Origin of the sequence: Qipengyuania aestuarii, assembly GCF_019711535.1 — a bacterium.
In the GTDB taxonomy this organism is placed as follows: Bacteria; Pseudomonadota; Alphaproteobacteria; order Sphingomonadales; family Sphingomonadaceae; genus Qipengyuania; species Qipengyuania aestuarii.
This window is the reverse complement of sequence record NZ_JAIGNP010000003.1, coordinates 246,439-266,937: the sequence shown is the minus strand read 5'-3', so window position 1 is coordinate 266,937 and position 20,499 is coordinate 246,439. Positions and strand designations below refer to the sequence as shown.

Below are 20,499 nucleotides of genomic sequence, written 5' to 3'. Positions count from 1 at the left end.
TTCTACTCGCGAAGCTCTAGCCGCTGCGGGAGGGGGCTCAAAAGCCAATCAAGTGAGACAGATCACTTCCTAATTTTCTGGTTTGCGAGCCACCAGCAGGTATCCCATAGGCAAGGCTTCGAATGCCGCGGGAGCGATCCGCCTGGCACGCCCACCACGCAAGAGATTTGCAGCAATTCGTCCTGCTACGCCCGCCAGCCGATCGCTGATAATTCCTAGGGACCGCACGAGGAGGTCGGCGACAACGTCGATCCCGCCGCCATAAGGCTCGAGTTCGACGATTTCGAGACCGTTTTCCTCGCAAGCCTTTTCGAATGCGTAGCGGGTCCAGCGAAAGTAGTCGTGCGGCACCTCATGCAGCCCGTAGATAAAGGGCACGCCCATGATCATCGTGCCGCCGGGTTTCAGCGAACGCGTCATTTCGCGCCACATCATCCGGTGGTCCCAGATGTGTTCGAGCACGCTAGAGCAGAAGATCGTGTCGAATATCGCGTCGTCTACACAAATTGGGCAGTTTAGGTCGGCTTCGATATCGATGTGGTTCGATTCGTGCGCCGAGTTAGGCCAATCGATGCAGGTTACCTGATCGACCAGATCGGCGTAAATTCCGTAGAACGGCACTTTGCCGCAACCGAAGTCCGCGAGATGGCCGCGCGAATGACGCTTGAGCGCGCCTTCGAGAATTTCGAGCGCGAGCGTGGAGGAAACCCTGCTGGTGCGCGCCAGTTCAAGCGGATCGCGGCTCGGTCGCCAATGACCTGCTCGCTCTTCGAATTTGGTTGGTTTCCATTGGTCGATCGCGCGCATTCTAGAGGTCACCCCGGTTTTCGAGGCGAGCGGACAGGTCCTGGGCAATGCCGTCCCAATTGTCCGAAAGCCGGTTGGCCGCACCCTTTATCGCATCCCAATAGGCACTAGCGTCGTTTTGTAGTGCCACTATCTGGTCGGCCACTATCTTAGGGTCGAAATGGCGAACATCGTGCACGTAATCGGCAATCCCGAGGTCTTCGAACGCGCCCCATCCCTTCCGTTCGTATGCGAGATGCACGACAGGGCGGCCTGCAAGCAGCGCGGCGATAGCGCCGTGCAGTCGTATCGAGACCACAGGCCCGCTTGGCGCTCGCATAATTTCTGACATTCGACCGGACCACTCGAAACCCGAGCGACGGTAGAATTCGCGATCGTCGCGCTTGCCTTCAGTTTCCGCCTGAACGGCCCAGACGTGATTGGGAAGGGAGTCGGCAAGCGCGCGAAGATCCCGCGTAAGAGTCGGGGCACGTGGCAAGTCGCGTCCGACAAGTACGACCGGTCCTTGCGACGGGGGGATTTCCAGGTTCGCAAACGAACGACCGAGCTTCATTACCGCCAGATCCGGTGCGCGCTCTACGCAGTCGAAGGGCAACTCGGAGGCCGTCTCGTCATCGCGCACCCAGAGCCGATCTATCTTGCGAAGTTTCCCCTCGATCAGCGACGCAGTAGGCGGGTCGAGTGGGCCGATGCTCTGCGGAAGGTAGACGGTTGGACATGGCGCATCTGCCGCAGCGGCAAGCTGCGCAAAGTGATTGAGCATGATCCCCGCCTGCCGAATGGGCTCGTCGCCGACCAGATAGCCCCCGCCGACTGCCACGATAGCGCGTGAGGCGTGGAGCTTTCGCCGCAGACTGCCCAATCCAAGACCTGCCTTCGCTGCCTCCGCAGCAGCATGCATTAGCTTGAAACTCGGTTTGGCGGCCGGCTCACCGGGCGCCCGCTCTACTTGCGCAAGATCGGGGAAACTCTCCGGATCGAGAGCATAGACCCGGCATTGCTCTGGCCGGACACCGGCGTCGGTGAGTAATTCAAGCGTCAGATCAACCAGCAGACCATCGCCGGCGTTGCGTCGGCTGAACGCATGGACGATCGAGATGGGGCGCGTTGCGTCATCCATGATCAGCCTCTCCCTCTTGCGCCGGAATCAGCCACGCAAATATCGCCACACCGATCACATTGCCCGCAAACCCCACCAATCTCGCCAGCCCCACCGCTAGGAAAGCCGCCTCGGGGGCGACTGCCAGCGGGACTGCCAATAGCGCGGAAATCCCTTCGCCGATGCCGAGGCCAGCGGGAACAATGGAAGCGGCGCTGCCTAAAATGATACCGAAGACAAACGCGAGCGAGTCGCTCCAGCCTAACGCCAGTCCGATAGCGGCAAAGGCAAGAACCGTCCGCACCGAGACCAGCGCAATTCCGAAGAGGCGCAATCCCAGCGCGGGAAGAGCAATTCGCCAGCCGAATCGATTGGCCAGCCACGCACAAATCCCTATCGATCCGACCAAACCTGCAACCAGCAATGTTTGACCCGCTATTCCGGTGTTCAGCAGCGCCAGCCCGCCACCGACCGCTGCGACCGAGACCCATAATAGTGCGAAGGCGAGAACCACGCCGGTGCTGCGCAAGGTGCCTGCGCCGCGGTTCATCAGGGCGGCGGTGCGTACGATGGCGCCGCCTGGTATAGGCAGAAGCTCCGCTACCTGTGCGAAGACACTGATCCTCATACCCTCGACGAAGCCGATAGGGGCGCCAACGGCCTTGCCCATCAGCATCATGTTGATCGACGAATAGGCGATCGCGACCGGGACGATGCCAAGCGACAGAAGCATCAGCGGCGCCAAAACGAGGTCGGACGGTTTCAGCGCAAGTCGATCAATCGAGAGCGCTGCGCCACTGACGAAGATCGCAAATGCGAGGACGAGCATCGCAACACGTAGCTGCGCGCGATAGCGCTTCAGACTGGCGAGCACTGGCTGCAGTTTCGCTGCAAGAAGGTCTGCGTGGTTTTGCAGGGCGCGGGTTCCGGACATGTGGTTCTAGAAACTTGTATAGAAGGTTCCGAGTGGCACGACGGGAGGCGGACCGGGAAGTCTATCGCCTCTCCACAAGACTGTGTTGCGATCGCAGTCCTGTATGCACTCGATCGAATAGCTTCCGGCATCGAGCACCGCGGTTTCGCCATGCTCGATCAGAGAGCCATTCACGATTACTGAATTTCCCTCCAGTATATAGCTACCGGGGCGCGGAATAGTGACGTCTTGTTTTCCCACAGTGGGCTCGATCTGCTCGCCTTCGCGATAGAGCGGTCCCCACTGCTGGACATAATGGTCACGCATGATGGCGACGTCTTCAGGCAGGAAGCCCTCACCATCTTGGACTCCTTGAAGGCCAAACAGTACAAGGTGGCCCGTAGCAAGAATGAAGGGCAATTCACCCCGCGCAAAAGCCTCGGCAATCAGCGGGCGCTTACGCAGGTTGTAGCCGGCCATTCCAGGGCCTGTCGCCAGATGGGAGATAACCCTGGGGTAGTCGGGAAGTATGCTTGATCGGGCGAGATATCCGGTTTTTTGCGGGTATTCGGAGTGCACATACTCGATCAGAGCTGCCTGCCTGACCAACACGTCGCGAGGTGTCGTCACAGCCAGAATGACGGGTGCAGCGGCGAAAGAGACAAGGACCACGTAAAATCCGTAGCGCCGGACAAGCAGTCCCCAAGATGCCGAGATTGCGACAGCCACAGGTGCAAGGAGGTAGACGAAAAAATAGGGGAAGGTGTTGCGGTAAAATAGCAAGGTCAACAGCGGTGCAGCGAGCCCTGCTAAGGCGATTTTTTGCGCACTGGACAGCTCTTGGTTTCTCCACGCATATACAGCGCAGAGCATCCCCACGAAGAACACCAGGCCCCGGGCCGTTTGTACCATCACATAACCGAGCGCGGTAAATTTCTCTGGAAGTATCCAGCGCCTTCCGCCGGCGATGAACCTCGCTGTGTCCGAAAATTGTTCGGGCAACGGAGCGAGGTTGCTTGTATGCCAAAGGTAGATTGTGCCGAACGATAGACCAGCGGCCAGCGCTGCAGCGGCGAAGCAGGTTAGAATATTACGCTTATCCTCATTTTCGCACCAGACAAGCCAGGCTAGACCCGCAAAGCAGGGCGCATAAAAGATTGACTTCATCGTGATCATGCTGGCGAGGCCGACAAGCGCGCCAGCAGCGAAATAGCTTGCGAGAGGCTTCACCTTGCTGGTCATTAGATAGAGCGCGCTCATGAGGCTCGCGGCGGCCATCGGATCGGCGCGTATGGAGAAGCTCTGGGTAAATACATAGCCGGCGCCGAGATAGGCGATCGCGGCGAGCAGCGCGTTCTCGCGGTTGGTAAAACGCTGCACGAGACCGTAGATCGCGGCAAGCGTTACTAGTGTGCATGCGAACATGAAGAGTCGCGCAATGCGCATCTGGTTGACTATTGATGCGGCGGCGTCCGGGACCCAGAAGAGGATCCGCGCATGCAAGACCTGAAATGGAGCATCGAGCGTGCCATTGCGGGCGGCGAAAACATGTCCGTAATGAAGAAACTCGTCCCAGTTGAAAGACTTGAACCATACCAGATAGAGCTGAAGCAGCAGAAGCCCACAAAGCAATGCGATCCCAGTTGTCATGGCGCGGCTTTGGTCGCTTCGAACAATTCGGTGCCCGGTGGACTGAAGTTCCATCCGGCTGGCCGACTGATAGCCTAACATGGTCAGGCTGCTCGCGCGTTCGTTGCAACCCGCTTGTCGACCGTGGAATCACCGCCTGACTTGCGCAGTTCTTCCTCTACCTGCGTGATTTTAGATAGAGTACTTTCGATGAGGCGACGATTGGTTCCGATAAGATCGGCAAGAAAGCCGAGGATAGCGACCAGAAGACCAAGGATGACCACTGCCGATCCCAGTATCAGCGATTGGAGATGCCCCGATCCATTGCCCTCGACGAAATACCAGAGGAAGCGCAAGATGGGCACGAAACCCGCTAGCGTCATCACGATTCCAATGTTCAAGAAAAAACGTAGAGGATTGTAAGTCAGGTAAACCCGGACCATCGTTAATCCTGTGTTGCTGATGAAATCGGGGATCGATTTGAACAGGCGCGAGGGGCGTGCGGCGGCGTTGGTCCGTACGGGAACACTGACGACTGCAAGGCGCTTCCGCCCTGCCTGGATCAGCATGTCGGTCGTGTAGCTAAAATCGGTAGCAATATTTATGCGTTGTGCAGCTTCGCGACTGATCGCGCGAAAGCCGCTGACGGCATCGGTGATTTCGAGTTGCGACAACCGCTTGACGATGAAGCTGCCAAGGCGTTGCAGGCGCCGCTTCAAAAATCCGAAATGAGGGTTGTCAGCTACGCCACGATCACCAACGACGATGTCGGCCTCTCCAGCGACGACCGGGGCGACGATTTTTGCTATGTCTTCGCCCACATATTGTCCGTCGGCATCGGTGTTAACGATTATGTCCGCGCCCTCCGCAAGTGCTTTCTGCACACCGGAACTGAACGCGGCTGCGAGCCCACGATTGCGACGGTGGCGCACGATGTGATGAACGCCCATACGCTTCGCAACGCCAGAGGTGTCGTCAATGCTACCATCGTCGATGATCAACAGCTCGATCGTGTCCACGCCGTCAATATTGCGAGGCAGATTAGAAATGGTTTGGGCAAGTGTCTCGCTCTCATTGAGACAAGGTATCTGGATGATGAGTTTCACGCGCCTTCGTCTCCATTCAATGCATATGTAAGGCGGTAACCCTTCTTGGTTAACAAAATGCAACCGTAGTGTGGAGCTGACGAGAGCCGTAGCTTGGCATCACCAATACTTCTGCTGGTCTGCACCTTACCGCATTGCACGCTTTGCGCTGTGGGTTGCCGCCGCATTCTCCGCGGAGGAGCGGTCGGTGAAAACGCACGTCAAATAGCATTGCACGAAAGCGCCGAGGGCGAGACAACTGTGTCCGCTATCGGCCCCCAATCGGCGATGCGAAATTTACTTGCAGTAACGAACAACATTGAGGCCGGAAGCCGAACATCTACTTCGGCGTCGCATGACTACAAAACCAGAAAGTCCGCTTCCGGCTCAAAAGCTGACAGTTCGAGCTTCAATTAGTCGATTTGCGTCTCATCTTGAACTGCGTCAGTATTTGGCCATGGACGATGAGCGGACCTTTGATCCTATAGAAAGCCGATTAGAAAAGCAGGGGCAACGGACGCCGATGCGAAAGCTGTGCGCGAGGTAAAATCACGCGAAGAACTGGCGCGCGAATGGACTCTTCCGTTCACCTCTTATCGTCAATCGACGTTTAATTAGGACGTATGGCTAGCGGTCATCATCGCCGAAGTGAAAGTGATAGATGTTTGTCGATGATCGCGTCACGGCGTCCTTGAGAACAGCTCGTTGCTAATCGGTTCGACACCCAACCCCTTTCGGGACTTCTCGGGGACTGATCCTCGCCAATAAGTTGAAGTGGCCAAGGCCGGGAAGTCGACATTTCGGCGGAAATTAGCGCCGAGGTAGAGAAATTTCCCAATGATATGAATACCCATCTTTATCATTTATAGGGCACCACCTTTAGCTACCGATCGGGCTCTTCCGTTTGCGCGTGCCGCACCCTTATCGGTCAATTCGCTGGCACGCTCCCAACCGTATATTGCTGTCGCTTCTCACGTGTGTGCAGACTCGGCCACAAGGTGATGGCGGCTGTGTCACGAGAGCGTCCCAAGGCCGCAACATTGCCCCTAATATGCAACCAAACAGCACGCAAAGTGACACCTTCGGCTTCTAACGCGCAGCGAGCCTCGTTGGATATCCGAAGGAATACAGATGCCCTTGAAAGTACATCGCCTCTCTCTGCTGGCTTCAGTGGCTTTGCTGCCGGCTCCCCTACTGGCGCAGGAGGCAATTGCCGAAGACGCGGATGAGCCGGGTGACACCATCATTGTGACGGCACAGAAGGTCGAGCAACCCATTGAAGACGTGCCAATCACGATCAGCGCGCTGAGCGGGGACGCGATTGCGGAACTTGGCGTGACCGATCTGGACGAGCTATCCAATTACGTGCCGGGTCTCAACATTCAGGAGCAGAGCGCCAACAACCCCGGCATCGTCATCCGCGGGATCACGTCCGACAGTGGCTCGGCACAGCAGGGCCCGCGCGTCACGCTCTATTACAATGGCGTCGACATCTCGCGCTCGCGCGGGTCGTACCAGGCGATTTACGATCTGGAGCGGGTCGAGGTCATCAAGGGTCCGCAGGCCACGCTGTTCGGCACCGCATCGGCCGTGGGCGCGATCAGCCTCGTCTCGGCCAAGCCGAAGCCGGGCGCGTCCGCCGCGCTGACCGGCGGTTACGGAAATTACGACGCGACGTTGCTCTCGGGCTTCGTCAATCTGGGCAACGACGTGATCGCCGGACGCATCGCGGCCGAGTGGCGCACGCGCGACGGCTATGTCGAAAACCTCGCTGCGAGCCAGGAAGAAGAGCTCTACGCGAAGAACCAGTTCGGCGTGCGGGGTTCGCTGCGCTTCACGCCAACGCCCGATATCACCGTCGACCTGATCGGCACCTACGACCAGCAGCGCCACGGCGGCACGCCCTTCGTCTCGGGTACGTTCCCGGCCTCCGCCGGTGCGCCGGGTGGTGCCGAGAACGCGTTTGGTGATGCGAACCTGGGCGGCTCGCCGTTCTCCGCCGAAGCACTGGGCGGCGATCAGCTGGGTCTGGAGCGTGAAGTTTACGACGTAAACCTGACTGCCGACTGGGCCTTCGCGCCCGGCTGGAGCTTCACGACCGTCAACGGCTATCGCAAGTTCGACAGCGACGAGATTTTCGACGCCGACGGCTCGGGTGCGCCGTTCCTCGAATTCGCCGAAATCTCGCAGGGCGACCAGTTCAGCCACGAAGGCCGTTTCACCTATGCGAGCGATCGCCTGCGCGGCTCCTTCGGCTGGAACGTCTTTACCGAAGACGGCATCCAGAACGTGCCCTTCTCGACCGAGGAAGGGGCCTTCATCCAGTGTCTGACAACGGTGTTCGGCGCCCCCGCAGTGCCCGGCGTGCCCTGCGTCGCGCCCGATGGCTCGTCGCCGGCGACCCAGCTGACCTCAGCCATCAGCGGCGGCGCGATCGACGCGCTTCCCTACAGCTCCGTGTTCGAGAACCAGGGCCAGAACGACAGCTATTCGGTCTTCGCGGACGTCACCTTCATCCCGACCGATGCGTTGGAGCTGACCGCAGGCGTGCGGTACCTGTGGGAGGACCGCTGGTCGGGCTTCCGCGCCGACGTCCCCGTTCCGGTCCTGCCCGGACTGCTGCCGGAAGAACTAAGGAACCAGCTTTTCGCAGCGCTGCCCAGCCTGCAGGTCTCGCTGGTCCCCGGCCAGACCGACACGGGCGGTGAGGTCGTCACGGGCGAAGACAGCTTCGATGCATGGCTGCCGCGCTTCAACGCGCTCTATCGCATCAGCCCCGACGTGAACGTGTTCGCCACAATCTCCAAGGGGCGCCGTTCGCCGGTCGTCCAGGTCAACGCGGGCGGTGCGAACCGGATCGCCGAGGAGACCGTGTGGAACTACGAAGGCGGGGTGAAGCTGGCGAGCGGCATCGTGTCCGGCTCGCTCGGCGTCTACTACCAGAAGTACGAGAACTTCCAGGTGTCGGTCGAAGACCCCGATAATCTGGGTTCGTTCATCACCGCGAGTGCGGGCAGCGCGAGCAACCTCGGCGTCGAGGCCGAAATCGCAGTGCAGGCGACCGACTGGCTGAGCGTGTTCGGCAATGTCGGCTACATCGACGGCGGGATCGACGAGGACGGCGCGTTCTCTCCTGAATATTCGGGCGCGCGCTTCCGCCTGCAGCCCGAATGGCAGGCCGCGGCCGGCTTTACGGTGGATGCGCCGATCGGCAACGGAGCGCGCCTGTTCGCTACGCCCAGCGTGACGCATCGCAGCCGGATATTCTTCGAAGTGCCGAACGATCCGCTGATCTCGCAGGGCCCGGTCACCCTGGTCAACGCGCGTGCAGGCATTTCGATCGATGAGGATCGGTTCGAGATCGCGGGCTTCATCCGCAACGCCTTCGACGAAGACTACCTGCTCGACGCCGGCAATACCGGCGGGTCCTTCCGGATCCCGACCTTCATTCCGGCAGAACCGCGCCTGTTCGGTATCGAGGTGACTGCACGCATTGGCGATTGAGAGCCGTTCTTAGGGAAGAGACCCGCCGGGGCCTCGGTTCGGTGGGCCTCTTCCTTTTTTGCCGGGCCAGTGGTGACGACGCCGCAAGTATCTGAGACAGTTACAATTGCCAATTCTCTCGGGCAATCCCGATCGCCTTCCTGGTCACTACGAAATTATCTCTATTCTCAAGTAGCAACGCCGAAATTCACGCTCTCATTAAAGGGTGATTGACATTTCGGCATAACGAGCCTTATTCTCCCTCTAGCGCACAGAAGGTAGCGCTACCAATAATCAGCGAACCGGCTGATATGGTGGGAGGATGACATGATTGGCTTTTCAACGCGCTCACGTGCGGTTCGTACCGCTTCAGCGCTCGCTCTTGCGACTACATTTGTTAGCGCTAACACTGCTTTCGCGCAGGAAGCAGAGATAGTTGAGGACAGTACTGACCCGCAGGCAAACGACGAGGTAATCGTCGTTACTGGTATTCGCGCATCTCTGGATCGGTCCGTCGACCTGAAGCGCAACTCTTCGGGCGTGGTCGATGGGATTTCGGCAGAGGAGATCGGCAAGTTCCCCGATACGAACCTCGCCGAGTCGCTCCAGCGCATCACGGGTGTTTCGATCGATCGCGTTAATGGCGAAGGTTCGCGGGTTACCGTTCGTGGCTTCGGCCCGGGTTTCAATCTCGTCACTCTCAACGGGCGGACGCTGCCTACGGCCAGCATTGCTTCCGTGGGTCAGGATCAGAACGGCGACTTCGTCTCCGGCACCACCCGTTCCTTCGATTTCGCCAACCTCGCATCCGAAGGTGTGGGCAGGTTGGAAGTTTACAAGACTTCGAGGGCGGCCATTCCGGGTGGCGGCATTGGCGCGGCGATCAATATCGTCACGCGCCGGCCGCTGGATGCACCAGAGGGGATTAGCGGTTCGATCGGTGCAAAGGCCGTATACGACGGCTCCGACACATTTGATCACGCCAGAGTTACGCCTGAAGTGTCCGGATTGGTAAACTGGACAAACAGGGATGCGACCTTCGGCGTCGGCCTGTTTGGCAGCTATCAGAAGCGCAACAACTCGGCCGTCTCGGAATCGGCAAACGACTGGAATATTCTGACCTACGAAGAGTTCGCGTCATCGACCACATTCCGGCGTGCTGACGGCTCCACGGTGATCACCAACGCGCCTGAAGATCCGCAAACCTTGATCGGGATCCCGAATGATACGCGTTATCACTATTCGGAATTCCAGCGGGAGCGCCTGAATGGCCAGCTGACACTTCAATTCGCTCCGACGGATCGCTTGTCGGTGACTGCCGATGCGACCTACTATCGCAACGAGGCCGAAGAGCAGCGCGTTGACCAGACGACGTGGTATAACCGTCCGTTCGACGCGATCGAATTCGACGGCAACGACGAGGTTGCTACGGCAATCTTCATCGACGATGTCATTACCGCCCCGAAGGACGGCGGCTTCGAGCAACAATATCGCGCAACCAAGGACGAACTCTATTCCCTTGGCCTGAATGTCGCCTACGAGGCTACTGACAATCTGACATTTATCCTCGACGGACACCATTCCAAGGCAGAGGCTCAGCCGAACAACCCGCTCGGTCACACCTCGACGCTCGTGGCGATCGCTCAAAAAGGTATCGTCGACCAGGGTGTCCGCATTGTTGACGGCTTTCCGCAGCAATTCATAAGCTTCGACGACTCCGTCAACGGCAATGGCAACGGTATCCTCGATATTCCCGATCTCGGTTCCCAGGTCGCGAGAAGTCAGACGGCGTTCCAGGAACAGACGGTCGATGAAATTCGGCTCGATGGTATTTGGGAGATGGGCGACGACGACCGTGTTCAGTTTGGTGCGAATTATCGCTCTGCCTCGATGTCCAGTCGGACAACTAGCACCAACGATACATTAGGTGACTGGGGCGTTAGCGATATCGGCGATATCGCGGAAACCGCTCCTGGCGTGCTGGAACCCTTCTGTCTCGTGTGTCAGTGGCGCGATTTCGACACGGGAATTCCCGCAGGAAGCCCTCTGCGGACAGCTTTCCGCGGCGACGCAACAGCCCTGTTCAACGCATTCGGCGTTCCGGGAACGCTGGAGTCCCAAAGCGATAACAGTGTCGATGAAGATATCTGGGCTGTCTACGGACAGGTGGAAATCAACACAGAGTTGATGAGCAGGCCCGTTAATATCGTGGCCGGGGTCCGCTACGAGCGCACGGATTCAGAATCGGTTACGCTCCAGGGCATCCCCCAGAATATCGTCTGGACAGCGGATAATGACTTCCGTGCGGAACTCTCTGATGACGAGCAACCCGTTTCCGGCGACAACAGCTACGATCACATCCTGCCAGCCCTCGACTTCTCCATCGATCTCACCGATGATTTGAAGGGCCGCATTTCTTTCGGTCGTTCGATTGCGCGCCCTGACTTCGGCTCGCTATTTGCTTCCACCAGCACGGGTAATCCGAACCGGCCTACTGCATTGGGCGGCGTCCCGGGGGGCAATGCGGGGAATCCGCAGCTGATCCCACTCATTTCGGATAACTTCGATGCGAGCCTCGAATGGTATTTTGCCCCGTCGAGCTACGCTTCGATCGGTTTCTTCGACAAGCGGGTCAAGAATTTCGTCGGTACGGGCCAGGTCACGCAGGATCTCTTCGGTCTGCGCGATCCAAGTTCCGGCGCGCCTGGCACGCGGTCGGGGCAGGCACTGACCTACCTTCAGGACAACGGTCTGGATCTTTCGGACGTCAACCTCTTCACTCTAACTGCGCTGATTGACCAGTTCGGCTTCGACGATGCCGTGACGCAATTCAACGCGAATCTGGGTGCTGGTGGTCTAGACCAGGGATTTGTCGATCAAGTTCTGGGTGATTACGACGTCGTCGCCAATGCCGACGATCCGTTGTACCAGTTCCAGACCCAGCGGCCGGTCAATAGTGAAGAAGCCCACATCTACGGTATGGAAGTCGCTGGCCAATACTTCATCGGAGACACCGGTGTCGGGGTTGCCGCAGCTTATACGCTGGTGCGCGGCGACGTGGGCTACGACATTACCGCACCGACCGATGCCGATCAGTTTGCGCTGCTCGGACTGTCGGATACGTTCAACGCTTCGCTGATCTACGAGAATTTCGGCCTCTCGGCTCGCCTGACCTACAACTGGCGGGATGCGTTTCTGTCGAACAACAGCCGTGGATCTTCGCGGAACCCGGTTTTTGTGGACTCGTACGACCAGCTCGACCTGAACGTCAGCTATGACATAACCGAGAATGTCTCAGTGTCGTTCGAAGGTATCAATCTGACTGGATCCAACACGAAAACCTACGCTCGCACGGAGAACCAGCCTTGGTTCATCGTCGAGGGACGTCCTCGCTACTATCTTGGAGCTCGGTTCCGCTTCTAACTCCAGCACACGGAACCGCAAAGAGGGGCCGTTGCCGATCCCAACTGGCAGCGGCCCTTTTTCTTCCGCACACAAGCTTGTAGTCTTTCCGCTATGCAGACCGCCTTATTCGACAATGTAGTCCATGCGGATCTGAGGCTGCGTCGCGCCTCTGGGGCGACCCATGGCGATCCATGCGGACAAGTCGAAATCCTATTGCCGGAGATTCCCCAGATACAGCGGGAATTTCCGATCCTGTTCAGCAGAAACAGCGAGGGGGCCTTCAGGCCGCTTGCGATCCTCGGCCTCGAGCCGCAAGAATTGCTGTTCGAACGGGACAGCCAGTGGGACGCAAGGTATGTGCCCGCGCTAATCCGGAAGGGACCATTTCTCCTTGGCACTTCCGATAGTGACGATCCGGTCGTGCACGTCATTCTCGACCATCCGAAGATCACCGACGATGAGCGGGGTTCGGATCCTCTGTTCCTGCCCCACGGCGGCCACGCTCCGGCGCTGGAGAACGCGCTCGACGCCTTACGCATGGTGCACACCGGACTGGAAAGCACTCGCCAAATGAGCAAGGCATTGGATGAGGCCGGACTGATCCGTCCTTTGACGCTCAACGTGCAGGTGTCCGACGCAAAAACCGTTAAGTTCGACAATTTCCATGCGATCCTACCCGAGACATTGAGAGACTTGGCAGAGGAGAAAGTGCTCGAACTCAACCGATCAGGCTTTCTTCAGTCAGCAATTTTGATTGCTCACTCCCTCGGCAATATGAACGATCTGGTGCGCCGGAAGAGGATGCGTGAAGGCTGATCATGGGTGATCACGAAGGCCACTCGGTGGAGAGCGCCAATCCCGTCGAGGAATATGACACTCCCATGCCGCGCGGGGCCGAGCTCGACCGCTTTCTTACATCCATCGGCGGTCCCGCGGTTTTCAGAAGGGCAGGCTACGAACTGCCGATCGTCCGGGAGGCGCGAAATTCCAGCGCATCGGTTGCAAGCTATCTACTGCACAAATCCGCAGAAAGACCTTTGACCGTCTACAGGGCGGGCGAAAAAACCGGCGGGCGTTTCCACTACAATGATGCGGTCGACGGCTTCAACTTTTCAGCGTCCAAAGACGATCTCGCGCCATTGCTAGAGGAAATGCTCTCCGACCCATCCGAGGCCATTTATGTCGGCTCGACCGACCTCAGGCTTTTCTTCCCTGGGTTGTGGGAAGAAAACGATCCGGGCCTGGACGGGATCGTGGATGAAAGCAGCGCACCCGTCGTGGGAAGCCTTTGGATGGGCAACCGGACCGTCACGCCCGCGCATTATGATTTGTCCAACAATTGCGCGCTTTGCGCCGCAGGTCGCCGCCGCTTCACACTGTTCCCGCCGGATCAGATAAGTAATCTCTATCCTGGGCCGTTGGAGCCCACGCCGGGGGGGCAGGTCGTCAGTATGGTCGATTTCGCTGCCCCGGATCTGGATCGGTTTCCGCGTTTTGCCGATGCTGCTGAGGCGGCTCAGTCGGTAATCCTCGAAGCTGGCGATATACTCGTTTATCCAGCCATGTGGTGGCATCAGGTCGAAGGGCTCGACGCTTTCAACATTTTGCTGAATTGGTGGTGGAACCCTGTTCCCGATTTCGTCGACACGCCTCAGATAACGCTGATGCATGCTTTGCTATCGATAAGACAGCGACCCGCCCATGAAAGGGAGGCGTGGAAAGCGATCTTCGATCACTATGTGTTCGGTGATCGTACGACCGCGGATGCCCATTTGCCGACGCATATCCAAGGGCCGCTTGGCGAGATGCACGCATCATCTGCGCGGCGGCTACGCGCTGTGCTCACGCGAAAGATACAGCGATGACTGGGGGCCAACCGGTTAGAGTGGTCATTGCGGGCGGCGGCACCGCCGGGTGGATATCAGCTTGCGCGCTTTCGCGGCAGCTCGGGCGTCTCGTCGAGGTTACATTGGTGGAAAGCGACGCCATTCCCACTATTGGCGTCGGGGAAGCAACGATTCCGACAGCGCGCAGCTTTCACGAATACTTGCGCATCGACGAGCGCCTTTTCATGTCGGCGACCGGTGCGACGTTCAAACTCGGAATCCGCTTCGATGACTGGGGTGCGCTGGGCGACAGCTACATGCATAGCTTCGGCACCTTCGAGATGCGTAACTGGGTGGCGGAATTCCAGCATTTCTGGCTCGAAGGCCGTGATCGCGGCGCGGTTCACCCGATCGGTGCCTACTGCCTCGAACACGAAGCTGCGCTCGCAGGGAAATTCACCACCGCGGGTAAGCCTAATCTCAATTATGCTTATCATCTGGACGCGGGCCGTTACGCGGCTTTTCTGCGTGCTATCGCCGAAAGGGATGGCGCGCGCCGTGTCGAGGGCCGTATCGCGACCGTGGAGCAGCATCCCGAGACCGGCGAGATCGCTGCCCTCCTGCTTGAGAGTGGCGACCGCATCGAAGGCGATCTCTTCATCGATTGTACCGGATTCAGAGCCTTGCTGATCGGCAAGACCCTGGGCGTCGGATATGAAGACTGGAGCCACTGGTTGCCCACTGACGGGGCTTGGGCGGTCCAGACAGAAGCGACAGAGCAGCCGCCGCCCTATACTATTGCTGCGGCTCATGAAGCAGGGTGGCAGTGGCGCATCCCACTTCAACACCGAACGGGAAACGGGCTGGTCTTCGCAAGCGACTATCTTGAGATAGAAGAGGCGCGGGAGAAGCTTCTCGAAAACATTGCCGGTGAAGCAGTAAGCGATCCGAGGCTCATCCGGTTCGAAACTGGCAGACGGGAGACCATGTGGTCGAAGAATTGCGTCTCTCTCGGCCTGTCTTCAGGATTTATCGAACCGCTGGAATCCACCAGTATCCATCTGATCATGAGCGGAGTTACCCGGCTCATCCAATTGTTTCCGTTCGGCGGTGAAATGCAATCCCTACGCCGGCGGTGGAATGCCCTCGCTGATTATGAGCTCGAGCATGTCCGTGATTTCGTAATCCTTCACTATCATCTGACCAAGCGCGCCGACTCGGAATTCTGGCGCAGCAGAGCGGCGATGGACATACCGGCTACTTTGAAAGCCCGGCTCGAGAATTTCACCGAACACGCGCAGGCGTGGCAGGATGCCCACGAGCTTTTCCGGACCGAAAGCTGGCTCTATGTCATGCTGGGGCAGGGGCTTATGCCGCGCCACTGGCACCGCCTGGCCGGGCTGATGGACGATAAAAGGCTGATCGAGATACTCGTTCAGCAAAGAGATGCGATTTCGTCTCGGGTCGCTGAAATGCCCGCGCACGGTCAGTTCATCGCCTCATACGCTGCCGAGCGCTGAGCGCTCTTTGGTATGATCCTTTGTTCAACCGCCGATGGAGGCCAGATGCGGCGTGGCACCGCTGTCGCCCTCATTGAGGCGGTGACCGCGACTTTTGCCCGGCATGGCCGCCACGATGCGAGCGATAAGCTCTTCCTGCTGGTCATCCCGCTGCAGGAGTTCACGCAGATCCAATCCCTCGGTGCCGAAAAGGCAGAGGTGGAGACGGCCGCGGCTGGATAGCCTGAGGCGATTGCAACTTTCGCAAAAGCCCGGAGAATAGGGGGCAATCAGGCCAATCCTGCCGCGATAGGCCGGATGCGCATAATCGACTGCAGGTCCAGCGCCGATCTCGCGCGATTGAGGTTCCCACCCTGCCGCCAGGAGTCTGTCGCGGACGATTTCTCCTGGCGTCGCCTGCTGTTCGTGAAAAGCCGTATTGTCGTTAGTGCGCATGAATTCGATGAAGCGCCACGATAAGTTTCGCGTTTCGACGAAGCGCAGGATGTCATCCCAGCCGCTGCGTTCGAGATCGCGAAGCAGGACGGAATTCACTTTTACGGTGTCGAACCCCGCTTCGAGCGCTGCGTCCACGCCAGCCACGACATCGGCTAGGCGATCGTGTCCAGTCAGGCTGGCAAAGGCTTTCGGGTCAAGCGTGTCTATACTGACGTTGACGGCATCGACACCCGCCTCCCGCCATTCGCTGGCCCGTTGTACCAGGCGATAGCCATTGGTTGTCATCGCGATCCGGCGGATGCCTTCGATCTCGCTCAATTTGCGTGTGATTTCGGTGAAATCATGGCGCACCGTCGGTTCGCCACCCGTGAGTCGCAGCTTCCACAAACCGAGGCGTGCGAACGCGGCAACGGCCCTGTAGATTTCTTCGCTGGAAAGCTCTGAAGGCAAGCCTTGTTGCTTTACGAAGCCGTTAGGCAAGCAATAGGTGCATCGGAAATTGCACCGATCGGTGAGAGATAAGCGCAGGTAAGAAAAACGCCTTCCAAACCCATCCTCGAGGCGCTCGCCTTGTAAGCTTCCAGGTGGATCGAACAGTGCCATTGCCGCACAAGTACCCGCTCAACCTCACCTTGGCCAGCGTCTGCTAGGATCTAGAAGTCGGACAAATGATATGCTGAATTAAGCCCAAGAGGCTGGGCGGTGGCTCGGCATTAAGGTGCACCCAGTGGCGCGCCCTACCAATTGGTGAAGAACGCGCCCGTATTTATTGCGCTGGCAATTTAACAGTAGGCTGACGTGTCAGGCGGGTACACAGAAACGATCGTAAAGAGTGCGAATGACTGCTTTGACATCCTCGCTCGCGAGGGAATAGTAAATGAACTGTGAACTCCGCCGCGTAGTGACGAGACCTTCACGGCGCAAAACCGAAAGATGCTGCGACAAAGCGGATTGTGAAAGATCGACCAGGTTGACCAATTCTCCCACCGTTATCTCTCCTTTTGCCAAATGACAAAGGATGAGTAAGCGCGACACATTCGCCATAGATTTGAGCAAGGTCACCGCGTTTCCCGCGTTTTCCTCCATCTCAGCTATCGCAATGTTCAGGGGCACAGTGAATTCTCCACGGGGACTTACGGATAGGGGGTAATACTTGTTCTTTGAACCAAAAGTGGGGTCATATGCAAGTCTTTGCATTAACTTTTTCGACGAACGCTTTTTTTCACCGGTCTAAAGTTATCAGAAAATATAATAAAAAGGGAGATGAAGAATGAATAATGGCCCGTTAACCGGCTTGAGAGTCGTCGAATTTCAGGGAATCGGCCCCGCGCCGCATGTGGCAATGATGCTGGCCGATCTCGGTGCCGACGTCGTGCGGATCGAACGGCCAGGCAACAGGCCGATGAATCCCGTCGTGGAGCGGGGGCGTCACCGAGCCGAGGTGGATCTCAAGAGCGATGCGGGTAAGGCATTCGTCGGAAAAGCTCTCGCTCACGCCGATGTGCTTCTTGAAGGCTACCGGCCCGGGGTGATGGAGCGTCTGGGGCTTGGACCTGACGAGATGCTGTCTGCCAATCCACGCCTCATATATGCCCGCATGACCGGCTGGGGACAGGAAGGCCCATTGGCGCTGGCGGCAGGGCATGATCTCAATTACATCGCGATTACCGGCGCGCTCGACAGCATCGGCGCGAAGGGAGAACTGCCGATCCCGCCGCAAAATCTCGTGGGCGATTTCGGTGGAGGATCGATGTATTGCGCGTTCGGCATTATGGCCGCGCTGTATGAACGCGAACGAAGCGGCCGAGGCCAGGTGATTGATGCGGCCATTGTCGATGGCGTGACCAACCTCATGACCTTTTTTCATGGCCAACCGCACAGCGCGCTTCGCACCACCGAGCGCGGCGCCGGCCTGCTGGGAGGGGCGGCCCATTTTTATCGCTGCTATGCTTGCCTCGATGGAAAGGAAATCACTGTCGGCGCCATTGAGCCGCAGTTCTACGCAGAATTGCTCGCGCGGTCCGATGCACCAAAGGAATTGGCCGACGGGCAACTCAATCCCGCGAACTGGGACGCCTACACCGAAAAGCTGGCGGCGCTGTTCGAGACCAAGACGCAGGCGCAGTGGATCGCTCTGCTCGAAGGAACCGACGCCTGTTTCGCCCCGGTCGTTCCGCTGGACGAGGCGAAGGATCACCCCCACATGAAAGCGCGGGGATCCTATTTGGAACACGGAGGGCGTCCTCAGGCGGCGCCTGCCCCGCGGTTTGGGCGCACACCCGGCGCAATCCGCGACAGTGCGCAAGATGGCGAGGAGGTGGTGGCGCGCTGGGCGTCAAATGGCTAATGACGCGGTCCAAAGGAGAGACGTTCCATGCGCGAATGCACCAAATTCTACATCGATGGCCAATGGGTCGATCCGGTCACCGAAAACACGCAGCCGGTAGAAAATCCTGCAACTGAAGAGACAATCGGCCACATCAGTTTCGGGACCAAGGCGGATGTCGACAAGGCTGTCGCCGCGGCACGCAGGGCCTTCGAAAGCTTCAGCCAGACGACGCGAGAAGAACGTCTGACCCTGCTGCGCGCAATTCAGGCCGAGATCGAGAATCGCACGGAAGAACTCGCTCTCGCGGTCAGTGATGAGATGGGCGCCCCGATGAGCCTCGCCAGCGGCCCCCACGTCGGCATGCTGGCAGGACATTGCCAGAAGACGATCGAGGTGCTCGAGGATTTCGCCTTCGAACGACAGGATGGGCAAACGCTGCACGTGTGGGAGCCGATCGGTGTGGTCGGAATGATCACCCCATGGAACTGGCCGCTCAACCAGATCGCCTGCAAGGTGTTCCCGGCGCTGGCGACAGGCAACACCATGGTGCTCAAGCCGACCGAGATCGCCCCGTTCAACGGCTATATCTTCGCTGAGATCATGCATGCGGCTGGCGTGCCGGCGGGTGTGTTCAACCTTGTGAATGGCGACGGGCCGGGCGTGGGCGAAGCCATCAGCGGGCATCCGGATATCGACATGGTCAGCTTTACCGGTTCGACCCGCGCAGGCGTTCTCATTGCCAAGAATGCGGCAGATACGGTCAAGCGCGTGGCCCAGGAACTGGGTGGAAAGAGCCCCAATATCGTGCTCGACGATGGCGCCTTTGCGAAATCGGTGGCGAGGGGCACGGTTTCCATGATGGGCAATTCGGGTCAGACCTGTACTGCGCCCAGTCGCATGCTCGTGCCGCACGCACGCATGGAGGAAGCCAAGACCGTGGCCAAGGAAGCGGCGGAAGGCGTCATGCCCGGTGATCCCAAGGGTAATGCGGCCATCGGCCCGGTTGTCTCGAAGGCGCAATGGGACAAGATCCAAGGCCTGATCAATAAGGGCATTGAGGAAGGCGCCACGCTCGTTGCCGGTGGTCCCGGCAAGCCTGAGGGCCTCGAAACGGGTCACTATGTCAAGCCGACCGTCTTCGCCGACGTCCAGAATGATATGACCATCGCGCGCGAGGAAATCTTCGGCCCGGTGCTCTGCATTCTCGGCTACGACGATTACGACGATGCCGTGCGCATCGCGAACGACACCGAATATGGCCTGGCCAGCACGATCATGGGCGAGGATATCGACACCGCCCGCAGCCTCGCCAAGCGTATTCGCGCCGGCCGGGTGACGATCAACGGCGCCCACGACATGAACGCCGCCTTCGGTGGTTACAAGAAGTCGGGCAATGGCCGCGAATGGGGCGAGTGGGGCTTCCACGACTTCCTCGAGGTCAAGGCCGTGATGGGCCACGGCTGATGGCGGGCAAGTTCTTCGACGAGTGGCAGGTCGGCGACAAGCTGACCCACGAAATCCGGCGGACGGTGACCGAGGCGGACAACCTCTTCTTCACCGTGATGACCCACAATCCGCAGCCGCTCCACCTCGATGCGGAAGCGGCAAAGGAAAGCGAGTTCGGTCAGATCCTCGTCAACGGGACTTTCACCTTCTCGCTGATGGTCGGACTGAGCGTGGGTGACACCACGCTCGGCACGCTGGTGGCCAATCTCGGTTATGACAAGCTGGTCATGCCCAAGCCCGTCTTCATCGGCGATACGCTGCATGCGACGAGCGAGGTCATCGGCCTGCGCGAAAGCAAGTCGCGCCCCGAAACCGGTATCGTCACGTTCCTGCACGAGGCGGTGAACCAGCGCGGCGAAGTCGTATGCCGCTGCGAACGCTCGGCTTTGCTGAAGAAAAGCGCGGCCTGATCCTGCACCCCTGCGCCCTGCTCGTGCGTTGCGGGGCGAAGGGGAGAGT

15 protein-coding genes are annotated in these 20,499 nt (G+C 58.8%); 8 read left to right on the top strand and 7 right to left on the bottom strand.

The features are described 5' to 3' along the window. Window positions 1-69: 69 nt before the first annotated feature. Genes K3175_RS11015 through K3175_RS10995 form a run of 5 tightly spaced genes read right to left on the bottom strand, consistent with a single transcriptional unit; the run spans window position 70 to window position 5,554 of the window. Window positions 70-819, bottom strand: coding sequence for a class I SAM-dependent methyltransferase (locus K3175_RS11015; protein WP_221543437.1), 750 nt, complete (start codon window positions 817-819; stop codon window positions 70-72). Further along, window positions 809-1,927 (bottom strand): polysaccharide pyruvyl transferase family protein, encoded by a 1,119-nt coding sequence (locus tag K3175_RS11010; RefSeq protein WP_221543436.1) that lies wholly within the window; start codon window positions 1,925-1,927, stop codon window positions 809-811. The genes K3175_RS11015 and K3175_RS11010 overlap by 11 nt, the downstream gene beginning before the upstream one ends. Continuing rightward, window positions 1,920-2,840, bottom strand: coding sequence for a flippase-like domain-containing protein (locus tag K3175_RS11005; RefSeq protein ID WP_221543435.1), 921 nt, complete (start codon window positions 2,838-2,840; stop codon window positions 1,920-1,922). Before K3175_RS11005 ends, K3175_RS11010 begins: the two co-directional genes overlap by 8 nt. A 6-nt stretch (window positions 2,841-2,846) precedes the next feature. After that, complete coding sequence (locus K3175_RS11000) at window positions 2,847-4,550, bottom strand: ArnT family glycosyltransferase (RefSeq protein ID WP_221543434.1); 1,704 nt, start codon at window positions 4,548-4,550, stop codon at window positions 2,847-2,849. A 2-nt stretch (window positions 4,551-4,552) separates the two neighbouring features. Then, window positions 4,553-5,554, bottom strand: coding sequence for a glycosyltransferase family 2 protein (locus K3175_RS10995; RefSeq protein WP_221543433.1), 1,002 nt, complete (start codon window positions 5,552-5,554; stop codon window positions 4,553-4,555). A gap of 1,110 nt (window positions 5,555-6,664) precedes the next feature. On the opposite strand from K3175_RS10995, the gene K3175_RS10990 reads away from it, so the two are divergent. The 5 genes from K3175_RS10990 (at window position 6,665) to K3175_RS10970 (ending at window position 15,767) form a co-directional block, all read left to right on the top strand. Continuing rightward, a complete protein-coding gene (locus K3175_RS10990) occupies window positions 6,665-9,037 on the top strand; it encodes a TonB-dependent receptor (RefSeq protein ID WP_221543432.1) in 2,373 nt (790 codons plus the stop codon). 306 nt (window positions 9,038-9,343) lie between these two features. Beyond that, a complete protein-coding gene (locus tag K3175_RS10985; protein ID WP_221543431.1) occupies window positions 9,344-12,439 on the top strand; it encodes a TonB-dependent receptor in 3,096 nt (1,031 codons plus the stop codon). A gap of 93 nt (window positions 12,440-12,532) precedes the next feature. Then, on the top strand, window positions 12,533-13,237 hold the full coding sequence (locus K3175_RS10980) for a SapC family protein (RefSeq protein ID WP_221543430.1): 705 nt from the start codon (window positions 12,533-12,535) through the stop codon (window positions 13,235-13,237). 2 nt (window positions 13,238-13,239) lie between these two features. Beyond that, a complete protein-coding gene (locus K3175_RS10975; protein WP_221543429.1) occupies window positions 13,240-14,286 on the top strand; it encodes a cupin-like domain-containing protein in 1,047 nt (348 codons plus the stop codon). Next, window positions 14,283-15,767: a tryptophan halogenase family protein gene (locus tag K3175_RS10970; RefSeq protein ID WP_221543428.1), complete on the top strand. Its 1,485-nt coding sequence runs from the start codon at window positions 14,283-14,285 to the stop codon at window positions 15,765-15,767. Before K3175_RS10975 ends, K3175_RS10970 begins: the two co-directional genes overlap by 4 nt. Before the next feature lie 24 nt (window positions 15,768-15,791). Here K3175_RS10970 and moaA read toward each other — a convergent pair whose 3' ends face one another. Together moaA and K3175_RS10960 are read right to left on the bottom strand one after the other, a co-directional pair. After that, entirely contained in the window at window positions 15,792-16,808 is a 1,017-nt protein-coding gene (gene moaA, locus K3175_RS10965; protein ID WP_221543427.1) for a GTP 3',8-cyclase MoaA, read from the bottom strand. Between the two features lie 198 nt (window positions 16,809-17,006). Beyond that, window positions 17,007-17,402: an ArsR/SmtB family transcription factor gene (locus K3175_RS10960; RefSeq protein WP_247710868.1), complete on the bottom strand. Its 396-nt coding sequence runs from the start codon at window positions 17,400-17,402 to the stop codon at window positions 17,007-17,009. 73 nt (window positions 17,403-17,475) lie between these two features. On the opposite strand from K3175_RS10960, the gene K3175_RS10955 reads away from it, so the two are divergent. From K3175_RS10955 to K3175_RS10945, 3 genes are read left to right on the top strand one after another with little or no spacing between them, the layout of a single operon-like run. Continuing rightward, a complete protein-coding gene (locus tag K3175_RS10955) occupies window positions 17,476-18,552 on the top strand; it encodes a CaiB/BaiF CoA transferase family protein (RefSeq protein ID WP_221543426.1) in 1,077 nt (358 codons plus the stop codon). 27 nt (window positions 18,553-18,579) lie between these two features. Next, window positions 18,580-19,998, top strand: coding sequence for an aldehyde dehydrogenase family protein (locus K3175_RS10950; RefSeq protein ID WP_221543425.1), 1,419 nt, complete (start codon window positions 18,580-18,582; stop codon window positions 19,996-19,998). Further along, window positions 19,998-20,450, top strand: coding sequence for a MaoC family dehydratase (locus K3175_RS10945; protein WP_221543424.1), 453 nt, complete (start codon window positions 19,998-20,000; stop codon window positions 20,448-20,450). Before K3175_RS10950 ends, K3175_RS10945 begins: the two co-directional genes overlap by 1 nt. Window positions 20,451-20,499 lie beyond the last annotated feature (49 nt).